This window comes from Massilibacteroides sp. (assembly GCF_028705895.1).
Lineage (GTDB): Bacteria > Bacteroidota > Bacteroidia > Bacteroidales > Tannerellaceae > Massilibacteroides.
In genome coordinates this window covers 15,759-34,979 of record NZ_JAQWCQ010000019.1, presented here as the reverse complement: position 1 = coordinate 34,979, position 19,221 = coordinate 15,759, and the positions used below count along the sequence as shown (strand labels likewise).

The following is a 19,221-nucleotide window of genomic DNA, read 5'->3' as shown; positions in this document are numbered from 1 at the left end:
TTAAAGCACCCTCACTGTAGCTTATAAAACAGGAAGACTCCATGGTGCCCGATAATGAGCTTTTGCTAATTGATTTGCTTCGTTGTCATTCACAAAACTATGAGTTGCTTCATCCCAACGTACTTCACGCTTTAATCGGCTGGCAATATTGGCAAAATGAGACATTTTTGCAACACGTGCTCCAATTTCAATATCCGCATTGGGCAGGTCACGACTTTTTATACAACTAAGGAAATTCCCTACATGGTTATATAGGCCTTTTCCTTCTCCTTTTTTGAAAGGAACTGCGTCCATTCGAGCTTCTTTTCCGGCAATAACGGGAATAACTTCCCAACCCGCTCTGGTAAGTACCAATGTCCCATTTTCACCATAAAACGCTAATCCCTCTTTTTTATCAAAAAGTCCATGGTTAATTCCGCAGGCATGATCCCAGATAATACTATAATCATCGTACGCATAAGTAGCCAATAAGGTATCGGGAGTTTCCATTGCATCATCCGGATACGCAAATTTACCTCCGCTTGAGAAAACGTGTGAAGGAAGAGGGGCCCCCATTCCTTCCAAAGCATAATCGAGGAGATGTACACCCCAGTCAGACATTAATCCTCCGGCATAATCCCAGAAAAAACGAAAATTATAATGGAAGCGATATCTGTTGAACGGACGTTTAGGAGCCGGCCCTAACCACATATCGTAATCTACTCCGGCAGGTACAGGCTCGTCGGCAATTACAGGGAGAGTTGGTTTTCCATCTTGGTATGCCCACACTTTTACAGTACGGATCCGACCGATATTACCTGCACGTAGGTACTCGGCAGATTCATTCCAGTGAGGATCGCTTCGTTGCCATTGTCCAACCTGAACGATGCGATTATATTTTCGCGCAGCTTTTACCATCAGATCACATTCTTCAATAGTATTAGCAAGCGGTTTTTCAACATAGACATCTTTGCCGGCCTGAGAGGCATAGATCATAGGAAGACAATGCCAATGATCAGGAGTGCCAATAATTACAGCATCCACATCTTTGTTGTCGATAACTTTTCTCCAGTCTTTGTAAAGTTTAGGCGCTTTTTTTCCGCTTTTCTTCTCTACATCACCTGCACGTTTATTTAACCATTCATCGTCAATATCGCAAAGTGCTATACATTCCACTTCCGGATAATCCAGAAATTTATTCAGATTACTCCATCCCATACTTCTGCAACCGATGAGCGCCACTTTAACTTTATTACTTGGAGCGGTTTGTCCAAAAATGGACTGATAAGAACCTCCTATAAGAGGAGATAATCCGACTCCTGCCGCTGTTAGAGCCGATTTTTGGAGGAAATTTCTTCTGTTCATACTATTATTGTGTTTATCTGGTACTCTATTCTCGGAAAACGAAGACAAAATCTATTGTGTCACAATGATACAAAAAAACTCCTATATTTGTGTACGCGAACAATAAAAAGTATGACAACAATAAAACCTCAATGGTATGTTTTATATACTGCTCCCCGAGCAGAAAAACAAGTAGCCCAAAGATTATCTTCGGCTGGCGTACATAATTGGTTACCACTGCATCGTTCTCCCAGGGTCTGGTCTGACCGAGTTAAAATAGTAGAAGTTCCACTTTTTAACTCTTATGTTTTTGTAAATTGCCGGGAATGTGATTTACGACAATTGTTAAATACATATGGTGTAGTTAAGATCGTGTATTACGATGGTAAACCGGCATTGGTTCGTCAATCGGAAATTGATGCAATAAAACAATTTTTAGAAGAAGCTGCTTGTAAGAAACTCTGTGTTGGTGAAGAGGTTGAGATTCTTTGCGGGGTAATGAAGAATGTCTCCGGTAAGGTAAAAAAGATAAAAAAGAATCACCTTATTTTGTACATAGAACAATTGGGCGCAACAGTCTGTGTAAAGCTCTCTGATGTAGCTAATGTGCAGCAAAAAAAATAAAAATATTATTTCTTCTGAAGGTATTCTGTCTATTTTTATACTCCCTTAAGATGTTTTCTTTACTTTTGTAAAACAACAGGCGACGAAATATGAAAAGCTTAAAGTGTGGCTATAATTGACCGAGATATTATATTCAGACTGAATAATGGAGATGCTGATGCCTTTAAGTTGATTTATACAACTTATTACGTTTATCTATGTGCAGTTTCTACGAAATATGTCTATGATTATGAAGTGGCGAAAGAAATTGTGAATGATGTCTTTTTGACTATTTGGAATAAAAGAAAAACACTCGAATATCCCATTAAAACATACTTGGTACGTTCTGTTCAAAATCGCAGTCTAAACTATCTTCGGGATAAACAGCCGGATGGAATCCCTTTGTCAGAATTAGATGAATATGTATTATCTCTAAATGAAGAACAAATAGCTCTCGGATTGCAACCTCTGTCACATCTTGAAAACGCTGAATTTGAAGTGTTAGTAGCAGATGCAATAAAAACACTTCCCGAAAAGTGTCGTCTTATTTTTACTGAATATCTATATAACCATAAAACTTATGAGGAAATTGCAATTCTCTATGATATTACTTCAAGTACAGTACGAGGGCAGGTGAGAATCGCATTATCCAAATTGAAAGAAACGCTGAAAGAATTCTATCCTTTATTTTTTATCTTATATAATGTGTCGAAATAAAAACGTACGATCAGTAGATTTGACCGTACGTTTTAATTCAACACCCCAATACTTTCCTGAAGCGACGGATAAAGTCTTTTGCTTCGTCTAATGTAAGGCAGAGTGGGGGGAGGAGGCGGATGGTGTTTGTTCCGGCTACTCCGGTAAATACTTTTTCTTCGAATAATAATTTAGTACGGATTTCTTTTATGGATTCGTTGAACTCTAATCCGATCATTAATCCGCGTCCGCGTACTTCTTTTATGCCTGGTAAATGTTTGAGTTCATTTAGAAGGTAGTCGCTTACTTTTACTACATTTTCGATCATTTTCTCTTTTTCCATAATCTCTAATACCGCAATTGCTCCGGCACAGGCTAAATGATTACCACCGAAAGTGGTTCCAAGCATTCCGTAAACCGGTTTAAATTCCGGGCTGATCAGTACCGCACTCATTGGGAATCCATTTGCTATACCCTTTGCTACGGTAATCATATCGGGGCGTATGCCGGCATACTGATGAGCGAAAAACTTACCGCTTCTTCCATAGCCGGATTGGATTTCATCTAAGATCAGAACGGCTCCGTATTCCGTACATACCTGACGCAGTTCGCGTAAAAACGCATCTTTAGGTAATTGGATTCCGCCTACGCCCAGTATCCCTTCAATAATGACAGATGAAACATCCCCTTTTTCTAATTCCGCTTTGACGATATTTATGTCGTTTAATGGTAAGAATGTGACAGGCATCGTATCGTTGATAGGAGCAACAATTTTGGGATTGTCCGTTACTCGTACGGCAGCAGAAGTACGTCCGTGAAATGAATGTTGGAAGGCAATCACTCTGCGTTTATTATTATGGAAAGAAGCTAATTTCATTGCATTTTCATTTGCTTCGGCTCCTGTATTTACAATAAACAAAGAATAGTCGTCATATCCACATGCTTTTCCTAATTTATCCGCAAAGCGTTGCTGCAGGCTGTTGATCACGGAGTTAGAGTAAAATCCCAGTTTGTTTACCTGATCTGTGATTGCTGACACATAATCCGGATGACTATGCCCTACGGAAATAACAGCATGCCCTCCGTAAAGATCTAAATATTCTGTTCCTTCAGAGTCCCATACATGGGCTCCTTTACCTTTGACAATTTCTATATTGAATAAAGGATATACGTCGAATAGTTTCATTTTCTTTAAAATCAAAATCCCGATGGTTTCAAGTGTAATCCTACAATTTCTTCCAGTCCAAACATTAGATTCATGTTATGAACTGCTTGTCCGCTGGCACCTTTCAATAAATTGTCTATTATAGAAATAATCAACAACTTATCTCCATGCTTCTCCAAATGGATGAGGCATTTATTTGTATTTACGACTTGTTTCAAATCCGGATTAGTGTTAATAATATGTGTAAAAGAATGATCATCGTAGAATTCTTCATAAATACGTTTGATCTCATTCAATTCTATTTTACAATCGATATAGATGGTTGTAAAAATACCTCGTGCGAAATTACCCCTTACCGGGATGAAATTTATATTCGTGTCGAAACTATTTTGCAACTGTTTCAAACTTTGCGTAATTTCCGCCAAATGTTGGTGTGTAAAGGGTTTGTAGATAGAAATATTATCATTTCGCCAGCTGAAATGTGATGTTGCCGATGGTTTTACACCTGCTCCTGTTGAACCGGTAATTGCATTTACATGTAGTTCGTTGTTCAACATTAAATGTTTGGCAAGTGGTAATACGCCTAATTGAATACAGGTTGCGAAACAACCCGGGTTAGCAACATGCGTGGCTGAACAAATCCTGCGGCGATTTAGTTCCGGTAATCCGTACACAAAATCGTGATCTTCAGATTTAATACGATAATCAGTGGAGAGGTCAATTATTTTCAAATTGTCCGGAACCGTATGGCTGTCTAAGAATTTCTTCGTGTCGCCATGCGCCGTACAAAAAAACAGGAGATCGATATCGTCTAAGGGTAATTCACTTGTAAAAACCAGATTTGTTTCACCGAAAAGCCCGCTATGCACATCTGTTACCTTGTTTCCTGCATTACTGGAACTGTTCACAAATACAATCTCTGCGTCAGGGTGGTTAACTAACAGACGAATCAGTTCTCCTGCCGTATAACCTGCCCCGCCGATTATACCAATTTTAATCATGCCTTTTTATTCTTGTTTTGTACTGAGTAATATAATTTCATTTGATTGCCTAAGATACGGGTAAATCCTTTAACATCGTCTGCCGACCAAGCCTTTTGTTCTTCACCATAAACACCGAAGTCGCTCTTCATCAAATCATAATCACTTTCAATACCTACTAATGTGTACGTGTAAGGACGTAATGTGATAATCACGCGTCCGGTTACATTCTTTTGCGTACTTTCTAAGAAAGCCTCCATATCCCGCATTACAGGCTCAAGATATTGTGCTTCATGAAGGAACATGCCATACCATGTGCCTAACTGATCTTTCCAATACTGTTGCCATTTGGTCAGCGTATGTTTTTCCAACATTTTGTGCGCATTAATAATCAGAAGCGGGCCTGCAGCTTCGAAACCAACGCGCCCTTTGATGCCTATGATTGTATCACCCACATGCATATCACGTCCGATCGCCCAGCGTGCCCCTAATTCTTCCACAGCACGGATCGCGTCCACTTTGTTCTTGTAAGTTATGCCATTTACTCCGCTAATTTCGCCGTTCACGAAATCGATAAACATATCTTCTTCCTCTTCTTCTGCTTCTAATTGAGAAGGATATGCCGTATCAGGCAATGTCTGGTTGGAATGTAATGTTTCTTTTCCGCCTATACTCGTTCCCCATAAGCCTTTATTGATGGAGTATTCCATTTTTGTGAAATCAGCCTCATACCCATGTTGTTTCAGATAATTGATTTCATATTCGCGACTCAGGTTCATATCTCGGGTAGGAGTGATGATTTCAATATCAGGAGCCAATACTTCGAATGTAAGATCAAAACGTACCTGGTCATTACCGGCACCCGTACTTCCGTGAGCAACCGCATGCGCCCCGATTTCTTTTGCATAATTAATAATTGCAATAGCCTGGAAAATACGTTCAGAGCTTACAGAAATAGGATAAGTCCCATTTCGAAGCACATTGCCGAATACCATGTATTTGATGCTCTTCTCGTAATACTCCTGCTCTACGTTTAGCGTGACATGTTTAACCGCTCCTAATTTATACGCTCTTTCCTCGATTAATTTACATTCCACTTCGTCAAAACCACCCGTGTTGGCGATAGCAGTATATACTTCGTATCCTTTCTCTTCTGATAGATATTTGGCACAAAATGACGTGTCGAGTCCGCCACTGAAAGCCAATACCACTTTTTTCTTTTCCATTGAGCTTCTTATTTTATATGTTTTTATTCGTTTTCTTTCGCCTTGTTACTCTCGTTACTCTCGTCTTCCTGCGCTTTCATTTCTTGTTGTTTCATCAATGTCTTTTTGCGGAGAGTGTCATACATCTCCTCATGAATAAGACAGCGCGGATCTTTCGGATCAAATATCATTGCCGTACAAATACAATATTTGCGGTTCGTACGTGTCAACACATCATGGTTTACACATCCTTCACATCCTTTCCAGAAAGCATCATCATCCGTCAGGTCAGAGAATGTAACAGGTACGTACCCTAATTCCGTATTCATTTTCATTACAGCACTGCCGGAAGTAAGGCTGAATAGCTTTGCTTTAGGCCATCGTAATCTTGCCAATGTAAAGGACGCATTTTTTATGCGTTTAGCCAACCCTCTGTTACGAAATTTATCTGCAACAATCAATCCCGAGGTAGCCACATATTGTTTGTTCCCCCAAGATTCAATATAAGTAAAACCTGCAAACTCTTCGCCGGAGAGCGCAATGATTACCTTCCCTTCTCTCATCTTTTGCGTCACATATTCGTGCGTGCGTTTTGCAATCCCGGTTCCACGCACCTTAGCAGCAGACTCAATCGTATCTAAAATGATATCGACATACTTTTCGTGGCTTTCGTCAGCCACCATTACATCAATTTCTACTTCTTTTTCCATTTTCCAAAATCGGAATTAACTACCCTTTTACCTATTAATAAATCGCTCTAAAGCTTTTGCAACATTTTCTCTGCTATATCCTTCTCTTGGAATTATGAGTATTGTATCGTCGCCTGCAATGGTGCCGACAATTTCCTCCGGCGCATGTGTATCGATATCATAAGCGATACCCATGGCATAACCCGGAGGTGTTTTTACAACAGCCAGATTTCCTGAAAACTCAATATTCGGATAGGGTTGCGTTGACTTGTTTTGTGTTTGCGTTTGTTGCGTAACCGCATGTCCCGGGAAACGGTAAACATAGCTTCCGTTCGCATGTATTTTCGCTATCTTTAATTGTCTTATATCGCGTGACAATGTTGCCTGAGTAGTGGAATAGCCCTGCTCATTCAAGAGTTGAAGTAGTTCTTCCTGACTCTCAATATCCTGTGTTTCAATAATATGTCGAATCGCTTTCAGGCGTTCTTGTTTTGCATTCATTTTGTATATTTATACAATGATGCTGCAAATATAACTCAAATAAATGAATAAATATGCTTTTTAGGGGTGGTCTTGTGAATAAAAATGCAGATTTAGCGAATTAATTTATAATAATGCCTTCTATCTGTTTGTGTGGAAGGGGGAGAACGGAAATTTCTGCTTCAGCACTTTTGAGGTATTTGACTGGCAATGTTCCGTTTTCAATAATACCCAAAACTCCTCCTAACATCAGTTCTTCTGTATCACCGAGAGGTTTAATATCGGTAAACTGACTTATTTCATCTAAAGGGAAATCCGGATTGAATCCGTTGGAATAGTCAGAAAAACCTTCGGAATTTTCAACCAAGCAAGTAATTGGATGTAATACCCAATTATGATTTGTTTTGTCGGAATATTCATTTGAACCTACATTCTTTCCTTCGGTCACACCTCCAACTAAAACAATGTCTATATATGGTCTTAATCCATTTATAATCAGTTCGGAAGAAGACGCTGTTCTTTCAGATGTGATAATAAAAAGACGATTGAGATTAAGACTGTTTCCACTTCCAAGAATGCTTTTGTCTAAATTATACTCTACTGTCTTATTCAGTTTTTCATTGTAAATCAATCGACAAAATTGCTTGTCTAATGCTGATTGAGGAGCTAATAATGTTGCAAGAACCTGAGCGCTGGAAAGAAGCCCGCCTGGATTATAACGAAGATCTAAAATAAACTCATCCGGATTCTGACCGGCAAAATTCGCAAATACAGTTTTTAGCTGATTATCATATGTCTCGTCGTTATAATCTTCCGGACCCGAAACGAAACTATTATACATCAGGTAACTTATTTTTTTGTTGTTGACTAAGTAGGTCGTGTCAATATAAATAGGATTCTCCGCCATAGAAACGGCTGCACGTATCGTTACATCATGCGTTTTAACAAATTTCCTGTTAACAATTTTCCCTACACTAAGAACTACTTCTCCACGACTCTCAATAAAATCAGTGTAATTTCCGCTTGTAAGCTGTATTCCATTATAGCTTGAAATCCAATCTCCATGTTGAAGTCCAGCCTCTTCTGCCGGTGCCCCGCTGATGGTATAATTCACTCGCATATACACATTGGTCGCATTTTCGCTGAAGATAACAAAACCATAATTGAATCCATAAGTTGTGCTTATGCTTCCGCTTTTCGTATCCACTTCTTCCTCTATTCTGGAATAATGTAGTCCATCTTTTCCATCACCAGAATAAAGTAATGATTCAAAGAACACATCCGGTTTCGCATTCAGATCAGTCTTACTTATTGCAGGAAGTTTATCATACCAGTAATAATACTTCTCCATTGTTTCATAGATCCATTCATTAACCGGTTTTTTATCTAAACTGGTGTCTTTTTCACAGGAGGAGAAGAATAACAAGAGTAAAGCAAATGTTGCGTATATTAATTTATTCATAAATCTCTATTTCATGTGTTTATATCTCTTGCAAAGATATCATTTTATGGTTGATTAATAAATAGAAGAAATCTCATTCTATCTACTCTTTAAAAAAATACAGAAACACTTGATCTAATAATTAAACGTTGTTTAAATTTTCATAATCCGCTTCAACTCTTCAATCTCTACTTCATATCTATTTTCCCCAAGGTATTGAATCAGGTTTGCCAATCGAACCATTTCAGTAGCATCCGACAATTCCCTAAACAACCCCTTAAATGTTTTGAAAACAACTTCATTCTTGTCGGAAACTTGCTTCGTAACCCTTGTGAGTTCTTTCATACCAGAAGAAAGTCCATACGAAGCCAAATCAACACCCATCTCGCTTGCTGCTTTTATGAAAAATTCCTCGATGGCTGGAGTGATTTGTATGATGTAATGATATTTTAATCTATGTTTATATACAAACAAAGAATCATTTGATGCTACCAAGTCGAATTCTTGCAGATAGGGAACCTCTTTTTTGTCTTTGTCAATAATACCCAACGCAAAGCTATCACCGAATTTTTCTTGCATCACTTTACATACAGTATTACAACCTTTTTGGTGATTAAATTGATTGAAGCAAGACGTGATTGTTTCTGTTAAACACGTGTCGATATAGCATTCCGGTATAATACTAAGCCCCTCCATCAATCCAAGAATATTTCCGAGTTAAAGAATAAATCCACTCCAAACTGCGACACTCTATCAAGTTCTTCTTTCGTAAGTCCTTTGATTTTCGTTTCCCCATCCTTAAAATCAACAAGATAAATAGCTAAATCGTCCTTCTTATTTTCCAAGAATTCATTCAAGACATAAGGACTGTGCGTTGTAATAAAAAACTGATTCGATTCAGAATGGACGATATCCGTCGTGATTTTTGAGATATATGGAGGGTAAGCATGTGCTTCCGGCTCTTCGAATGTCAGAATCGCATTCTTATTGCTTGCGATAGCTGTTTTGTAGAAGATAATTCGTTGTAAAGTATCAGCAATCGAATTAAACGGAACAAGGTAAATGCTATCTCCGGATACGTCTTTCAATAGTTTTATCTGCTGGCTGGCTTTGTCAAAAGAGAGTTTAAGACCGTATAGGGAAAGAGTCTCTGAAATCTCTTTTTTGACAATTTCTAAGGAGTCCAACACCGATGATACATTACAACCAGTTGTCGGTTGCAAAAATTTAACGCCTGTGTTCTCAAACTGGAATGACGTAGGGAAGAAATAGCTTCTCACATCTTTATTTGGCATTTCGGACCCCGTTTGCTTTATTTTCAATCCCGTCAATTCAACCACTGACTTATCATTGAGAAATCCATTTAATCGAGACACAAAACTGGTTTGACTTGCTTTATATACGAACATATCCGAGTCAGTCTTAATCTCAACGGTTTGTTTTGTATCACCATTATAGAATAATTCGGATTCATTTTCGCAACGAATAAATTGTTGGAGAGATTTATTGTTCGTATATCTCGCGTATGGCAAACTGAATGAGGTTAAAGCTTCCAAAATATTGCTTTTCCCTACATTGGGTTTTCCTATGAGCAGATTTATTCGCTTGCAGTCTTCAAGTACGATATGCTTGATCGACTTGAAATTCTTTATTTCAATTTTTGTTGTCATATCAATGGCATTCTTTTCACTTTGCTAATAATCAAATCCTTTACATCTACCTGCAGAATTTCAGCAATCTGATTCAGTACCTCTAAACTCGGCTGTTTACGATTACAGGCGTAGGCATTAACCATACTAAAGCTTTTATTGAGCTTTTCAGCAAGCCAAGTTTGTTTAATCCCCTTTTTATCAAGTACTTCTTTTATTCGATTTAACTCCATAAGTTTACGTTTTCTGTAATACACAAATCCATGCGCTATAAATACAGTCTACAAATATAGTGAATTTTATACCATAAAAACAGATAATCCTTTCAAGACAATTAGAGAACAACAACAAGCCAAGATGAATTCTCGAAAAAACAAAAAAACTCGCCAAATTCATCTATTTATCTTGTTTTTCTATATTTATTACTTTACAGAGCTGACATAAACGAGGAACGAGTTTTATCGGGATGATTTTCGAAAAAAATCACCCCCCATCTCAAAGAAAAAATTATATATATCCGGTGCAGGTAATTATGTCGGGAGAAAATTGGTGTCGCTTAATTAATTTGTATATTTGTTTGTCTGAAATAAAAAGCATATAATAATCTTAATAATTTATATACAGAAATGGGAAGTAACGGTTTGATCGACACGGTAAAAAGTAAGGCCCAGGTATGGCTGACAGATAGTTATGATGAAGAAACGCGGGCACAGGTACAGGCAATGCTTGACAATGAAGACTCAACAGAGCTGATCGAGTCCTTTTACAAGGATCTTGAGTTCGGTACCGGAGGGCTGAGAGGTATTATGGGAACTGGAACGAACCGGATGAATAAATATACGGTTGGTGCTGCTACGCAAGGTCTTTCCAACTATCTGAAAAAAGAATTTGAAAACTTAGATCAGATAAAAGTCGTAATCGGACATGACTGTCGGAATAATAGTCGGAAGTTTGCGGAAATTTCTGCTGATATCTTTTCTGCTAACGGCATTAAAGTCTATCTTTTCGATGATTTGCGCCCTACACCTGAAGTTTCTTATGCCATTCGTAAACTTGGTTGTCAGAGTGGTGTTATCTTGACGGCTTCGCACAATCCCAAAGAATATAATGGCTATAAAGCTTATTGGGATGATGGTGCACAAATGATTACTCCGCACGATAAAAATACGATTGCTGAAGTTAATAAGATCAGAAACGCTTCCGAAATTAAATTTAAAGGCAATAAAGATCTGATTGAAATTATAGGAAAGGAGATAGACGATCAATATATTAAGGATTTGACCACAATCTCTCTTTCAAAAGAAGCTATCCGGAGACACCATGATTTGAAGATTGTTTATACGCCAATTCACGGTACTGGTGTTCGTCTTGTTCCGGCCGCATTGAGAGCCTTTGGATTTACGAATATTATTAATGTACCCGAACAGGATGTTGTTAGTGGTGATTTTCCAACAGTTATTTCTCCAAACCCGGAAGAACCTGCTGCATTGGCATTGGCTGTTGCTAAGGCAAAAGAAACAGATGCCGAACTCGTGCTTGCCTCAGACCCGGATGCCGACCGCGTTGGAGCTGCTGTAAAGAATGAAGCCGGCGAATGGATTTTGCTGAATGGCAACCAGACAGCTTTGTTATTCGTTTACTATCTGATCACTCGCTGGAAGGAGTTGGGAAAGATCAAAGGCCAGGAATATATTGTTAAAACAATTGTTTCGACTGAAACCATACGTACAATAGCTGAGCTAAACGGCGTTGAAATGTACGATGTATATACCGGATTTAAGTGGATTGCAGACGTGATGAAAAAGAACGAAGGCAAGAAGTCTTATATCGGTGGCGGTGAAGAAAGTTACGGATTCCTTTGTGAAGACTTTGTAAGAGATAAAGATGCTGTTTCTGCCTGTGCAATTCTGGCTGAAATGACTGCCTGGGCAAAAGATCAGGGGCTTTCATTGTATCAACTGTTATTGCAGATTTATGTAAAATACGGCTACTCAAAAGAAGAAGGTATTTCTGTTGTAAAGAAAGGAAAGAGTGGGGCAGAAGAAATCGAAGCAATGATGAAGCATTACCGTGAAAATCCATTGACGGAGATTGCCGGATCGAAAGTCACCCTAATGCATGATTATACTTCATTGAAAGGATATAGTTTCCTTGACAATGAAACGATTACGTTGGATATGCCTACAACGTCCAACGTGTTGCAATACTTTACTGAAGATAGGACGAAAGTGTCTATCAGACCATCCGGAACCGAGCCTAAGATTAAATTTTACTGCGAGGTTCATTTCCCTGTGAAAAGCTTAGAAGATATTCCGGAAGCAGAAGAAAAGGCAAAAGAAAAAATCAATCAGATAAAACAATCCTTAGGTATCTGATTGACTTAGCATACTAAAAAAACGGATTGTTCCTTTTTGAGGAACAGTCCGTTTTTTTTGTTTTTAGAACTTTTGCAGACGAATGCGAATCCGTTACTCTCCTTTGATATTTCTGTGTTTCATTTTGACAAATAGCTACTTTTTCCATCCTTTTACTTACGCGTAAAAAATGTCCATTCTTGTTTTTTTATTTTTCAATACCGTTTTAGACCAATAAATATTGGATATTGACTAAAATTGTCCATTTTTTGCCGAAATTAAAAGGTTATTTTCTGAAAAATATCCTTTGTTTTCAAAAAAATAATAGAATCTTTTTCCAAAAAGAATAGGAAGATTTTTTTTATTGCCTTTTTTTGTTCAATTTCGATAACCCGGGAAAATAGACATGCCGTATCGCGCATTTTAAATATGGTTTTTCAGCATTTATTTTTCGGGTATATTTTTTGTCCTTTTGTTTAATAAAATGCGTCAAAACAGTTCTGCTAAGGTTGATAACAATTTGTCTGGAAAAAGACAAAATTTGCTATTATTTTGTTTTTTTTCTTTTACCTTCTTATGTTTGCTGTCCACGATTTGTTCTAACCTATCGAGATAATCCCATTAAATACGATATAATCCAAGTGTTATAACAACTGGAGGTTCGGATTGACCCGCTTTGGATCAGTGAATTTTCCCGGTGGACATCTCTCTTTCAAACATCAAGAATATAACATATTCAGCCTGTACTGCTTACATTAGTACAGAGGTCGTAAAAATTATAAATTTAGAAATCTTTTTGTATAGGAATTACGCTTGATCCACTTGTCTATTTTCACCATATATGGTGAAAATAGTTTATTTCATCTTATTGAATATTTGAAAAACACCCCAATTCACTATATATGGTGAATTTGCTTGTTTGTGTCAAGTAATTATTCTAATTTTGTCTAAAATCACCGTAAACAGTGAATTATGGATTTGGCAGAAATAGGAAAATTGATTAGAGAAAGACGTAAAGATCTGAAAATAGATCAAACAACGCTTGCGGCTTTGGCTAATATAGGCATCAATGCTCTTGTTCGTTTAGAACGTGGTACAGGAAACCCACGATTCAGCGTTCTCTACAGTGTCTTGAAAACTTTGGGACTTGATATAACCATTAAATGATAACAGTAATGAGTAGATCTGTTGAAGTTTACATAAAAGGTAGATATGCCGGAATCTTAAAGGAAATAGATAATGAGCACTATTCTTTCCGTTATAACGACGATTATTATAATGATCGTGATGCCCCTCCTGTGTCATTAACTATGCCTAAAAATAAGCAGGAGTATTTATCATCTTTTCTATTTCCCGTTTTTTTTAATATGACATCCGAGGGGGATAACCGTATTATTCAGGCAAGAAACCTACGTATCGATGAAAATGACGATTTCGGAATTTTATCAGCAACAGGACATACTGATACAATTGGAGCTATAACCGTTAAACCCATTGAAATATGATAGAAGAAACATTACATATTTGTCCCTCTCTTTTATTCGAATGCAAAGGAGAATCCGGTTATTCAAAAAAAGCATTAAAGATGCTCTTTAAAGGGAAACAAATTTCTGAAAAACTACCTTATGAACGATTTGATGATAATGAGACTATAGACTTTTTTACGGATAACAGCAAACGAATCTCTGTATCCGGTGTTCAGATCAAATATTCGGTAATTGCGAATGAAGGGGTATTACATCTGACAAAGATTGACGAACAAGGAGAATATATTCTCAAACCAATCCCCAACAATCTTCGTAACAAAGAATTTTGTCCGGCGAATGAGCATTTGAGCATGCAAATAGCAGCTCAGGTATATGGTATTCCAACGGCTCTTAATGGCCTGTGTTTCTTCAAAGATGGTTCTGCTGCTTACATTACAGGCAGGTTCGACATTCTCAATGGAAAGAAGCTATTAAAAGAAGATTTTGCTTCTTTGGCGGGACTAACAAGAAAGAATGGCGGATCGAATTATAAATATTCAAACCTTTCTTATGAAGAATGTGCAGGACTTATTGATAAATACAGTTCTGTTCCACAAGTAGATAAATTGCGATTCTTTGAATTGCTTTTATTCAATTTTGTATTTTGTAACGGCGATGCCCATTTAAAGAATTTTTCCATGCTGGAAGACAAGAATGGTAAATTTCGTCTATCTCCGGCTTATGACTTGCTTAACACGCATATTCATGTTGACGATAGTATTTTTGCATTAAGCAAAGGGCTTTTTTCAAAACCCAAACCGGAGTATTTTGGTATTTCATCAGCAGTAATAGGAAAAACATTTCAAGTGTTTGGAGAAATAATCAATTTACCTACTAATTTGGTAAGTGGATTGCTCGATAAGTTTTGTACTGTATATCCACATATTGATGAACTGATTGAAAATTCTTTTCTGTCTGAAGCACTTAAGAAAGAATACAAACGAATGTATAAATCAAGAATCAACAGCTTTTTATGTATGCGATAATCGCCATATTATTCTGCTAAATAAAATGTAAGAGGTCGGAAAATGAAGTAGAAGGAAAACTACAGTTGAACATTAAATAGTCTTTTACATGAGTTGACGTGTGTTTTTTTTATATAATTTATTTCTCCTTTTACTGCTTAAAAAGAGAATTACAGAAGAGTAAAGATAAATATGTCTTTACTCAATTAATGATTTTTTTGGTAGTAATCTAAATTGAAGCAAAATCAAGGGTATTAATAAAGAATAGAGAAGGGCTGTCGAAACTCATTGTTGACAGCCCTTTTTGTCCTTTTGAATAGAGGACTTTCCTTATTGCTTAAAACGATTTATTGTTTTTCAAAAATACATGATGTGTAATAATTACCTCTTATCTTAAATACTTGAAAAATGTTCAATAATGCGTATTCTATTGTTTTAGTGCGATCTTTCGCGAAATTCGGAAGGAGTCAGACCTTCACGTTTTTTGAAAAAGGTAGAGAATTGTCCCGTGTTATCAAATTTAAGCTGATAGGCAATTTCGGAAACGTTCAATTGCGTGGTGGTCAGTAATTCTTTTGCGCGGAGTAATTTTTGTTGTAGCAAATATTGATTGGGAGATACTCCTGTGTATTCTTTAAACATACGTCTGAACCAGGAATAACCTAAACCTAACTGTGCTGCTACTTCTTCCGGTTGTATCGGGTTTTCAGCCTGTTCCTTCATTAAAATCTGTGCCTGGTTGATCTTGTCAACAATATACGGATCAGAAAAAGAGTTATTCTTATCTTTATAATATACTGATCCTAAAATATGAAGGAGGATGCTGGAGGCCATTTGTTGGTATCCTGACTTTTCTTTTGACGCTAATTTGAGTATATCTTCATATAGATTAATAATAGTAGCGCTGATACCGATTTTATATAATGGCCTCTTTTTAGTGAAAAACTGCTTTTCTACACGTCTGTCAATATGAAGACCTTTAAATCCAATCCAATATTCGTCCCATCCCGTGTCCGGATCGGGATAATAGCTATGCCATTCTCCGGGAAAAAGGAGTATCATAGTTCCCGCGTGAATTCGTTCTTTTTCGCAAGACTGAGAGGAAAAATACCCGCTTCCTTTCGTAATATAAACTAACTGATATTCATTTAAGGTACGTCCGTTTTGTGGTTTGAAATTATATTGATCCGGATGTTTGGATAACGGATACTGTCCTTTTTGCGGTATAAACTGATAGCCAACGGTTGTCACAACTATTCCCCAATCCTCATCATTGGGATTGATGCGAAGGTAATGTAGTTGGTCTTTCCGCGTAAACTCCATGTGTCAGATTTAATAGTTTAAATATCATTTTCATAAGCAAAGGTAGAATTTAATACAATAATTTTGTTGTTGTTAATCTTAATTAATGTCTGCAAGCATGAAGAAATACAATTTTTTAGCATTTGATATAGGAGCAACCAGTGGACGGGCTGTACTCGGAATCTGGGAAAATAAGCATTTTGAAATGAAGGAAGTCCATCGTTTCCCAAATGCCATCATGGAATTACATGGAAAATATTACTGGAATATTTATAAGATATATGAAGCGTTAAAAGAGGCGCTGTGTATCTGCTCAAAGGAGGGTTACAAAATCGATTCGATAGGGATAGATACCTGGGGAGTCGATTTTGGGTATATAGCCAAAGATGGCTCTTTACTTGGTTTGCCGAGAGCGTATCGTGATCCTTATACGCTTGGTGCTCTTGAAGATTTCTTTAAAAAAGTACCGGCTAATGAAGTGTACGGTCTGACAGGTATCCAATTTATGAATTTCAATTCTCTTTTTCAGCTATTCAGAGCAAATGAAGAACGATTTGCTCCGCTTGAAGCAGCAGAACAAATTCTGTTTATACCTGATTTACTCGCTTACCTGCTGACAGGTAGTTGCGTTTGTGAATACACGGAGGCTTCTACTTCTCAGTTTCTGAATCCTAAAACAAAAAAAATTGAATCATCGCTTTTAGTTGCGGCAGGTGTTTCGCCTTCATTAGTCCCTTCTTTGGTGATGCCGGGGACGAAGATTGGAGAGCTTACTGAAGCTTTGACAGAAGAAACAGGTGTCGGAAAAATACCTGTTATAGCCGTAGCAAGTCACGATACAGCAAGTGCGGTTACTGCTGTTCCTGCAGAAAACCCGCGTTTTGCTTATTTGAGCAGTGGAACCTGGAGTCTTATGGGTATTGAAACGGAAGAACCGATTATTACAGAAGAATCCTATAAGAATAACTTTACCAATGAAGGTGGGATAGAGGGAACGACACGTTTCCTGAAAAATATTACCGGTATGTGGCTACTCGAACAATGCCGTAAGGAATGGGAGAAGGCCGGACGTGAATATGACTATCCCCAGATAGTGAGTCTGGCAAAAGCGGCTCAAGGTTTTAAGACAACCGTAAACCCGGATGATCCGTGCTTTGCCGCTCCTGCAAGTATGACCACGGCCATTACGGATTATTGCAAAGAGCATGGACTAACTCCTCCTTCTTCGGATTCTGAGTTTGTTTATTGCATATTCAGAAGTCTGGCAGTCCGCTATAAAGAGATTCTGGAACTGTTGAAAGGCATGGCGTCATTCGAAATTGATAAATTACACGTTATAGGTGGAGGTTCAAAGAATGACTTGCTGAATCAGATGACTGCGGATGAGATTGGTATTCCCGTTGTTGCGGGTCCATCTGAAGCAACAGCTATTGGCAATTGTTTAGTTCAGGCAAAAGCTGCAGGATTAGTTGAAGATCGCTGGGCAATGCGACAGATTATAGCAGAAGCTTTCCCGCCACGTATTTTTACTCCGAATAAATAACTTTAAAATCAGAATATCATGACAACAGAAAACAACATTACAAAAGCCTTTGAGATTACAAAAGAGCGATATGCTGCAGTAGGTGTAGATGTGAACGCTGCATTAGAAAATATGAAGAAAATCTCCTTGTCCATGCATTGCTGGCAGGCAGATGATGTAAGTGGATTTGAGAATCAGGGTGGTGACTTGACCGGAGGTATTCAGGTAACCGGTAATTATCCCGGTCGTGCCCGTACGATTGATGAACTGCGCGCTGATGTTAAAAAGGCAGCATCATTAATAGCCGGAAACCATCGTCTAAACTTACATGAAATATATGGTGATTTCCAAGGAAAGAAAGTGGATCGTGACGAAGTAGAACCGGTGCATTTCCAATCCTGGATGGAATGGGCAAAAGAAAACGGGATGAAATTAGACTTTAACAGTACTTCTTTTTCACACCCGAAAAGTGGTGATCTTACGCTTTCTAATCCGGATAATTCAATCCGTAATTTCTGGATCGAACATACCAAACGTTGCCGTGCAATCAGTGAAGAGATGGGTAAATTTCAGAACGATCCTTGTATTATGAATCTTTGGATTCACGACGGTAGCAAGGAAGTTCCGGCTAACCGCCTGAAATATCGTGCCACTTTAGAGAAATCATTAGACGAAATATTTGCAACTGAATATAAAAACATGAAAGACTGTATCGAAGCCAAATTATTCGGTATCGGTTTGGAAAGTTATACGGTTGGCTCATATGACTTCTATTTGGGTTACGGTGCGAAGAAAAATAAGATTGTTACACTGGATACCGGTCACTTCCACCTGACAGAGAGTGTTGCTGATAAAGTTTCGTCTTTATTATTGTTTACACCCGAAATTATGCTTCACGTAAGTCGCCCGGTTCGTTGGGATAGCGACCACGTAGTGATTCTGAACGACGATGTCACTGACCTTGCCCGTGAAATCATTCGTTGCAACGCACTTGACCGCGTACATATCGGCTTAGATTATTTTGATGCAACGATCAATCGTATCGGAGCTTATGTAATTGGTTGTCGCGCTACTCAAAAAGCTTTTTTGATGGCAATGCTTGAGCCTTCTTCTAAATTACAGGAATACGAAGCGAATGGCCAGTATTTCGAACGTCTTGCCTTACAGGAAGAATTGAAAAGCCTGCCGTGGAGTGCTGTCTGGGATATGTATTGTCTGCAGAATGATGTACCTGTTGGTGAAGCCTATATCAAGGATATAGAACAATACGAAAAGGATGTAACATCTAAAAGAGGGTAAGAACAATTCTAAAATCTTCCGA

Annotated in this window: 19 protein-coding genes; 8 read left to right on the top strand and 11 right to left on the bottom strand. The window is 38.0% G+C overall.

Annotation, left to right across the window (positions count from 1 at the left end):
• Nucleotides 1–21 precede the first annotated feature (21 nt).
• Nucleotides 22–1,344: a Gfo/Idh/MocA family oxidoreductase gene (locus tag PHT93_RS06760; protein WP_300240998.1), complete on the bottom strand. Its 1,323-nt coding sequence runs from the start codon at nt 1,342–1,344 to the stop codon at nt 22–24.
• 111 nt (nt 1,345–1,455) lie between these two features.
• Here PHT93_RS06760 and PHT93_RS06755 point away from each other — a divergent pair, with 111 nt between their 5' ends.
• Nucleotides 1,456–1,947 carry a UpxY family transcription antiterminator gene (locus PHT93_RS06755; protein WP_300240996.1) on the top strand — a complete coding sequence of 164 codons (492 nt, stop codon included), beginning with the start codon at nt 1,456–1,458 and terminating at the stop codon, nt 1,945–1,947.
• A 105-nt stretch (nt 1,948–2,052) separates the two neighbouring features.
• Complete coding sequence (locus PHT93_RS06750; RefSeq protein ID WP_300240992.1) at nt 2,053–2,643, top strand: RNA polymerase sigma-70 factor; 591 nt, start codon at nt 2,053–2,055, stop codon at nt 2,641–2,643.
• Nucleotides 2,644–2,680: 37 nt separating this feature from the next.
• Here the strand turns inward: PHT93_RS06750 and PHT93_RS06745 are convergent, their stop codons facing one another.
• The 9 genes from PHT93_RS06745 to PHT93_RS06705 all read right to left on the bottom strand — a co-directional run bounded on the left by PHT93_RS06745 (nt 2,681) and on the right by PHT93_RS06705 (nt 10,464).
• Nucleotides 2,681–3,808 (bottom strand): aminotransferase class III-fold pyridoxal phosphate-dependent enzyme, encoded by a 1,128-nt coding sequence (locus tag PHT93_RS06745; protein WP_300240990.1) that lies wholly within the window; start codon nt 3,806–3,808, stop codon nt 2,681–2,683.
• A gap of 11 nt (nt 3,809–3,819) precedes the next feature.
• Nucleotides 3,820–4,788: an N-acetyl-gamma-glutamyl-phosphate reductase gene (argC, locus tag PHT93_RS06740; protein WP_300240988.1), complete on the bottom strand. Its 969-nt coding sequence runs from the start codon at nt 4,786–4,788 to the stop codon at nt 3,820–3,822.
• Nucleotides 4,785–5,993 carry an argininosuccinate synthase domain-containing protein gene (locus tag PHT93_RS06735; protein WP_300240986.1) on the bottom strand — a complete coding sequence of 403 codons (1,209 nt, stop codon included), beginning with the start codon at nt 5,991–5,993 and terminating at the stop codon, nt 4,785–4,787. Before PHT93_RS06735 ends, argC begins: the two co-directional genes overlap by 4 nt.
• Before the next feature lie 23 nt (nt 5,994–6,016).
• Complete coding sequence (locus tag PHT93_RS06730; protein ID WP_300240984.1) at nt 6,017–6,682, bottom strand: GNAT family N-acetyltransferase; 666 nt, start codon at nt 6,680–6,682, stop codon at nt 6,017–6,019.
• Nucleotides 6,683–6,709: 27 nt separating this feature from the next.
• Complete coding sequence (gene argR, locus PHT93_RS06725) at nt 6,710–7,162, bottom strand: arginine repressor (RefSeq protein WP_300240982.1); 453 nt, start codon at nt 7,160–7,162, stop codon at nt 6,710–6,712.
• Nucleotides 7,163–7,262: 100 nt separating this feature from the next.
• Entirely contained in the window at nt 7,263–8,603 is a 1,341-nt protein-coding gene (locus PHT93_RS06720; RefSeq protein WP_300240980.1) for a S41 family peptidase, read from the bottom strand.
• A 132-nt stretch (nt 8,604–8,735) separates the two neighbouring features.
• Nucleotides 8,736–9,161, bottom strand: coding sequence for a hypothetical protein (locus PHT93_RS06715; RefSeq protein WP_300240978.1), 426 nt, complete (start codon nt 9,159–9,161; stop codon nt 8,736–8,738).
• 116 nt (nt 9,162–9,277) lie between these two features.
• The gene (locus PHT93_RS06710; protein WP_300240976.1) at nt 9,278–10,252 is read right to left on the bottom strand and encodes an AAA family ATPase; all 975 of its coding nucleotides are present in this window, start codon (nt 10,250–10,252) and stop codon (nt 9,278–9,280) included.
• Complete coding sequence (locus PHT93_RS06705) at nt 10,249–10,464, bottom strand: helix-turn-helix transcriptional regulator (protein WP_300240974.1); 216 nt, start codon at nt 10,462–10,464, stop codon at nt 10,249–10,251. Before PHT93_RS06705 ends, PHT93_RS06710 begins: the two co-directional genes overlap by 4 nt.
• Before the next feature lie 393 nt (nt 10,465–10,857).
• On the opposite strand from PHT93_RS06705, the gene PHT93_RS06700 reads away from it, so the two are divergent.
• The 4 genes from PHT93_RS06700 to PHT93_RS06685 all read left to right on the top strand — a co-directional run bounded on the left by PHT93_RS06700 (nt 10,858) and on the right by PHT93_RS06685 (nt 15,097).
• Complete coding sequence (locus tag PHT93_RS06700; RefSeq protein WP_300240972.1) at nt 10,858–12,606, top strand: phospho-sugar mutase; 1,749 nt, start codon at nt 10,858–10,860, stop codon at nt 12,604–12,606.
• 951 nt (nt 12,607–13,557) lie between these two features.
• Nucleotides 13,558–13,752 carry a helix-turn-helix transcriptional regulator gene (locus PHT93_RS06695; protein WP_300240970.1) on the top strand — a complete coding sequence of 65 codons (195 nt, stop codon included), beginning with the start codon at nt 13,558–13,560 and terminating at the stop codon, nt 13,750–13,752.
• 8 nt (nt 13,753–13,760) lie between these two features.
• Complete coding sequence (locus PHT93_RS06690) at nt 13,761–14,090, top strand: HipA N-terminal domain-containing protein (RefSeq protein WP_300240968.1); 330 nt, start codon at nt 13,761–13,763, stop codon at nt 14,088–14,090.
• Nucleotides 14,090–15,097: a HipA domain-containing protein gene (locus tag PHT93_RS06685; RefSeq protein WP_300241031.1), complete on the top strand. Its 1,008-nt coding sequence runs from the start codon at nt 14,090–14,092 to the stop codon at nt 15,095–15,097. Before PHT93_RS06690 ends, PHT93_RS06685 begins: the two co-directional genes overlap by 1 nt.
• A 414-nt stretch (nt 15,098–15,511) precedes the next feature.
• On the opposite strand, the gene PHT93_RS06680 is transcribed toward PHT93_RS06685, so the two are convergent.
• Complete coding sequence (locus PHT93_RS06680) at nt 15,512–16,399, bottom strand: AraC family transcriptional regulator (protein WP_300240966.1); 888 nt, start codon at nt 16,397–16,399, stop codon at nt 15,512–15,514.
• A gap of 97 nt (nt 16,400–16,496) precedes the next feature.
• Between PHT93_RS06680 and PHT93_RS06675 the strand changes: the two genes are divergently transcribed.
• Together PHT93_RS06675 and PHT93_RS06670 are read left to right on the top strand one after the other, a co-directional pair.
• Nucleotides 16,497–17,921, top strand: a complete 1,425-nt coding sequence (locus PHT93_RS06675; protein WP_300240964.1) for a rhamnulokinase family protein — start codon at nt 16,497–16,499, stop codon at nt 17,919–17,921.
• A gap of 18 nt (nt 17,922–17,939) precedes the next feature.
• Nucleotides 17,940–19,199, top strand: a complete 1,260-nt coding sequence (locus tag PHT93_RS06670) for an L-rhamnose isomerase (protein ID WP_300240962.1) — start codon at nt 17,940–17,942, stop codon at nt 19,197–19,199.
• Nucleotides 19,200–19,221 lie beyond the last annotated feature (22 nt).

Bases quoted from the DNA above. Each gene is read 5' to 3' on its own strand.
- PHT93_RS06670 (WP_300240962.1), top strand. From the start codon at position 17,940: ATGACAACAGAAAACAACATTACAAAAGCCTTTGAGATTACAAAAGAG.
- PHT93_RS06690 (WP_300240968.1), top strand. From the start codon at position 13,761: ATGAGTAGATCTGTTGAAGTTTACATAAAAGGTAGATATGCCGGAATC.
- argR (WP_300240982.1), bottom strand. From the start codon at position 7,162: ATGAATGCAAAACAAGAACGCCTGAAAGCGATTCGACATATTATTGAA.
- PHT93_RS06755 (WP_300240996.1), top strand. From the start codon at position 1,456: ATGACAACAATAAAACCTCAATGGTATGTTTTATATACTGCTCCCCGA.
- PHT93_RS06715 (WP_300240978.1), bottom strand. From the start codon at position 9,161: ATGCAAGAAAAATTCGGTGATAGCTTTGCGTTGGGTATTATTGACAAA.
- PHT93_RS06730 (WP_300240984.1), bottom strand. From the start codon at position 6,682: ATGGAAAAAGAAGTAGAAATTGATGTAATGGTGGCTGACGAAAGCCAC.
- PHT93_RS06675 (WP_300240964.1), top strand. From the start codon at position 16,497: ATGAAGAAATACAATTTTTTAGCATTTGATATAGGAGCAACCAGTGGA.
- argC (WP_300240988.1), bottom strand. From the start codon at position 4,788: ATGATTAAAATTGGTATAATCGGCGGGGCAGGTTATACGGCAGGAGAA.
- PHT93_RS06720 (WP_300240980.1), bottom strand. From the start codon at position 8,603: ATGAATAAATTAATATACGCAACATTTGCTTTACTCTTGTTATTCTTC.
- PHT93_RS06680 (WP_300240966.1), bottom strand. From the start codon at position 16,399: ATGGAGTTTACGCGGAAAGACCAACTACATTACCTTCGCATCAATCCC.
- PHT93_RS06695 (WP_300240970.1), top strand. From the start codon at position 13,558: ATGGATTTGGCAGAAATAGGAAAATTGATTAGAGAAAGACGTAAAGAT.
- PHT93_RS06700 (WP_300240972.1), top strand. From the start codon at position 10,858: ATGGGAAGTAACGGTTTGATCGACACGGTAAAAAGTAAGGCCCAGGTA.
- PHT93_RS06710 (WP_300240976.1), bottom strand. From the start codon at position 10,252: ATGACAACAAAAATTGAAATAAAGAATTTCAAGTCGATCAAGCATATC.
- PHT93_RS06705 (WP_300240974.1), bottom strand. From the start codon at position 10,464: ATGGAGTTAAATCGAATAAAAGAAGTACTTGATAAAAAGGGGATTAAA.
- PHT93_RS06745 (WP_300240990.1), bottom strand. From the start codon at position 3,808: ATGAAACTATTCGACGTATATCCTTTATTCAATATAGAAATTGTCAAA.
- PHT93_RS06760 (WP_300240998.1), bottom strand. From the start codon at position 1,344: ATGAACAGAAGAAATTTCCTCCAAAAATCGGCTCTAACAGCGGCAGGA.
- PHT93_RS06735 (WP_300240986.1), bottom strand. From the start codon at position 5,993: ATGGAAAAGAAAAAAGTGGTATTGGCTTTCAGTGGCGGACTCGACACG.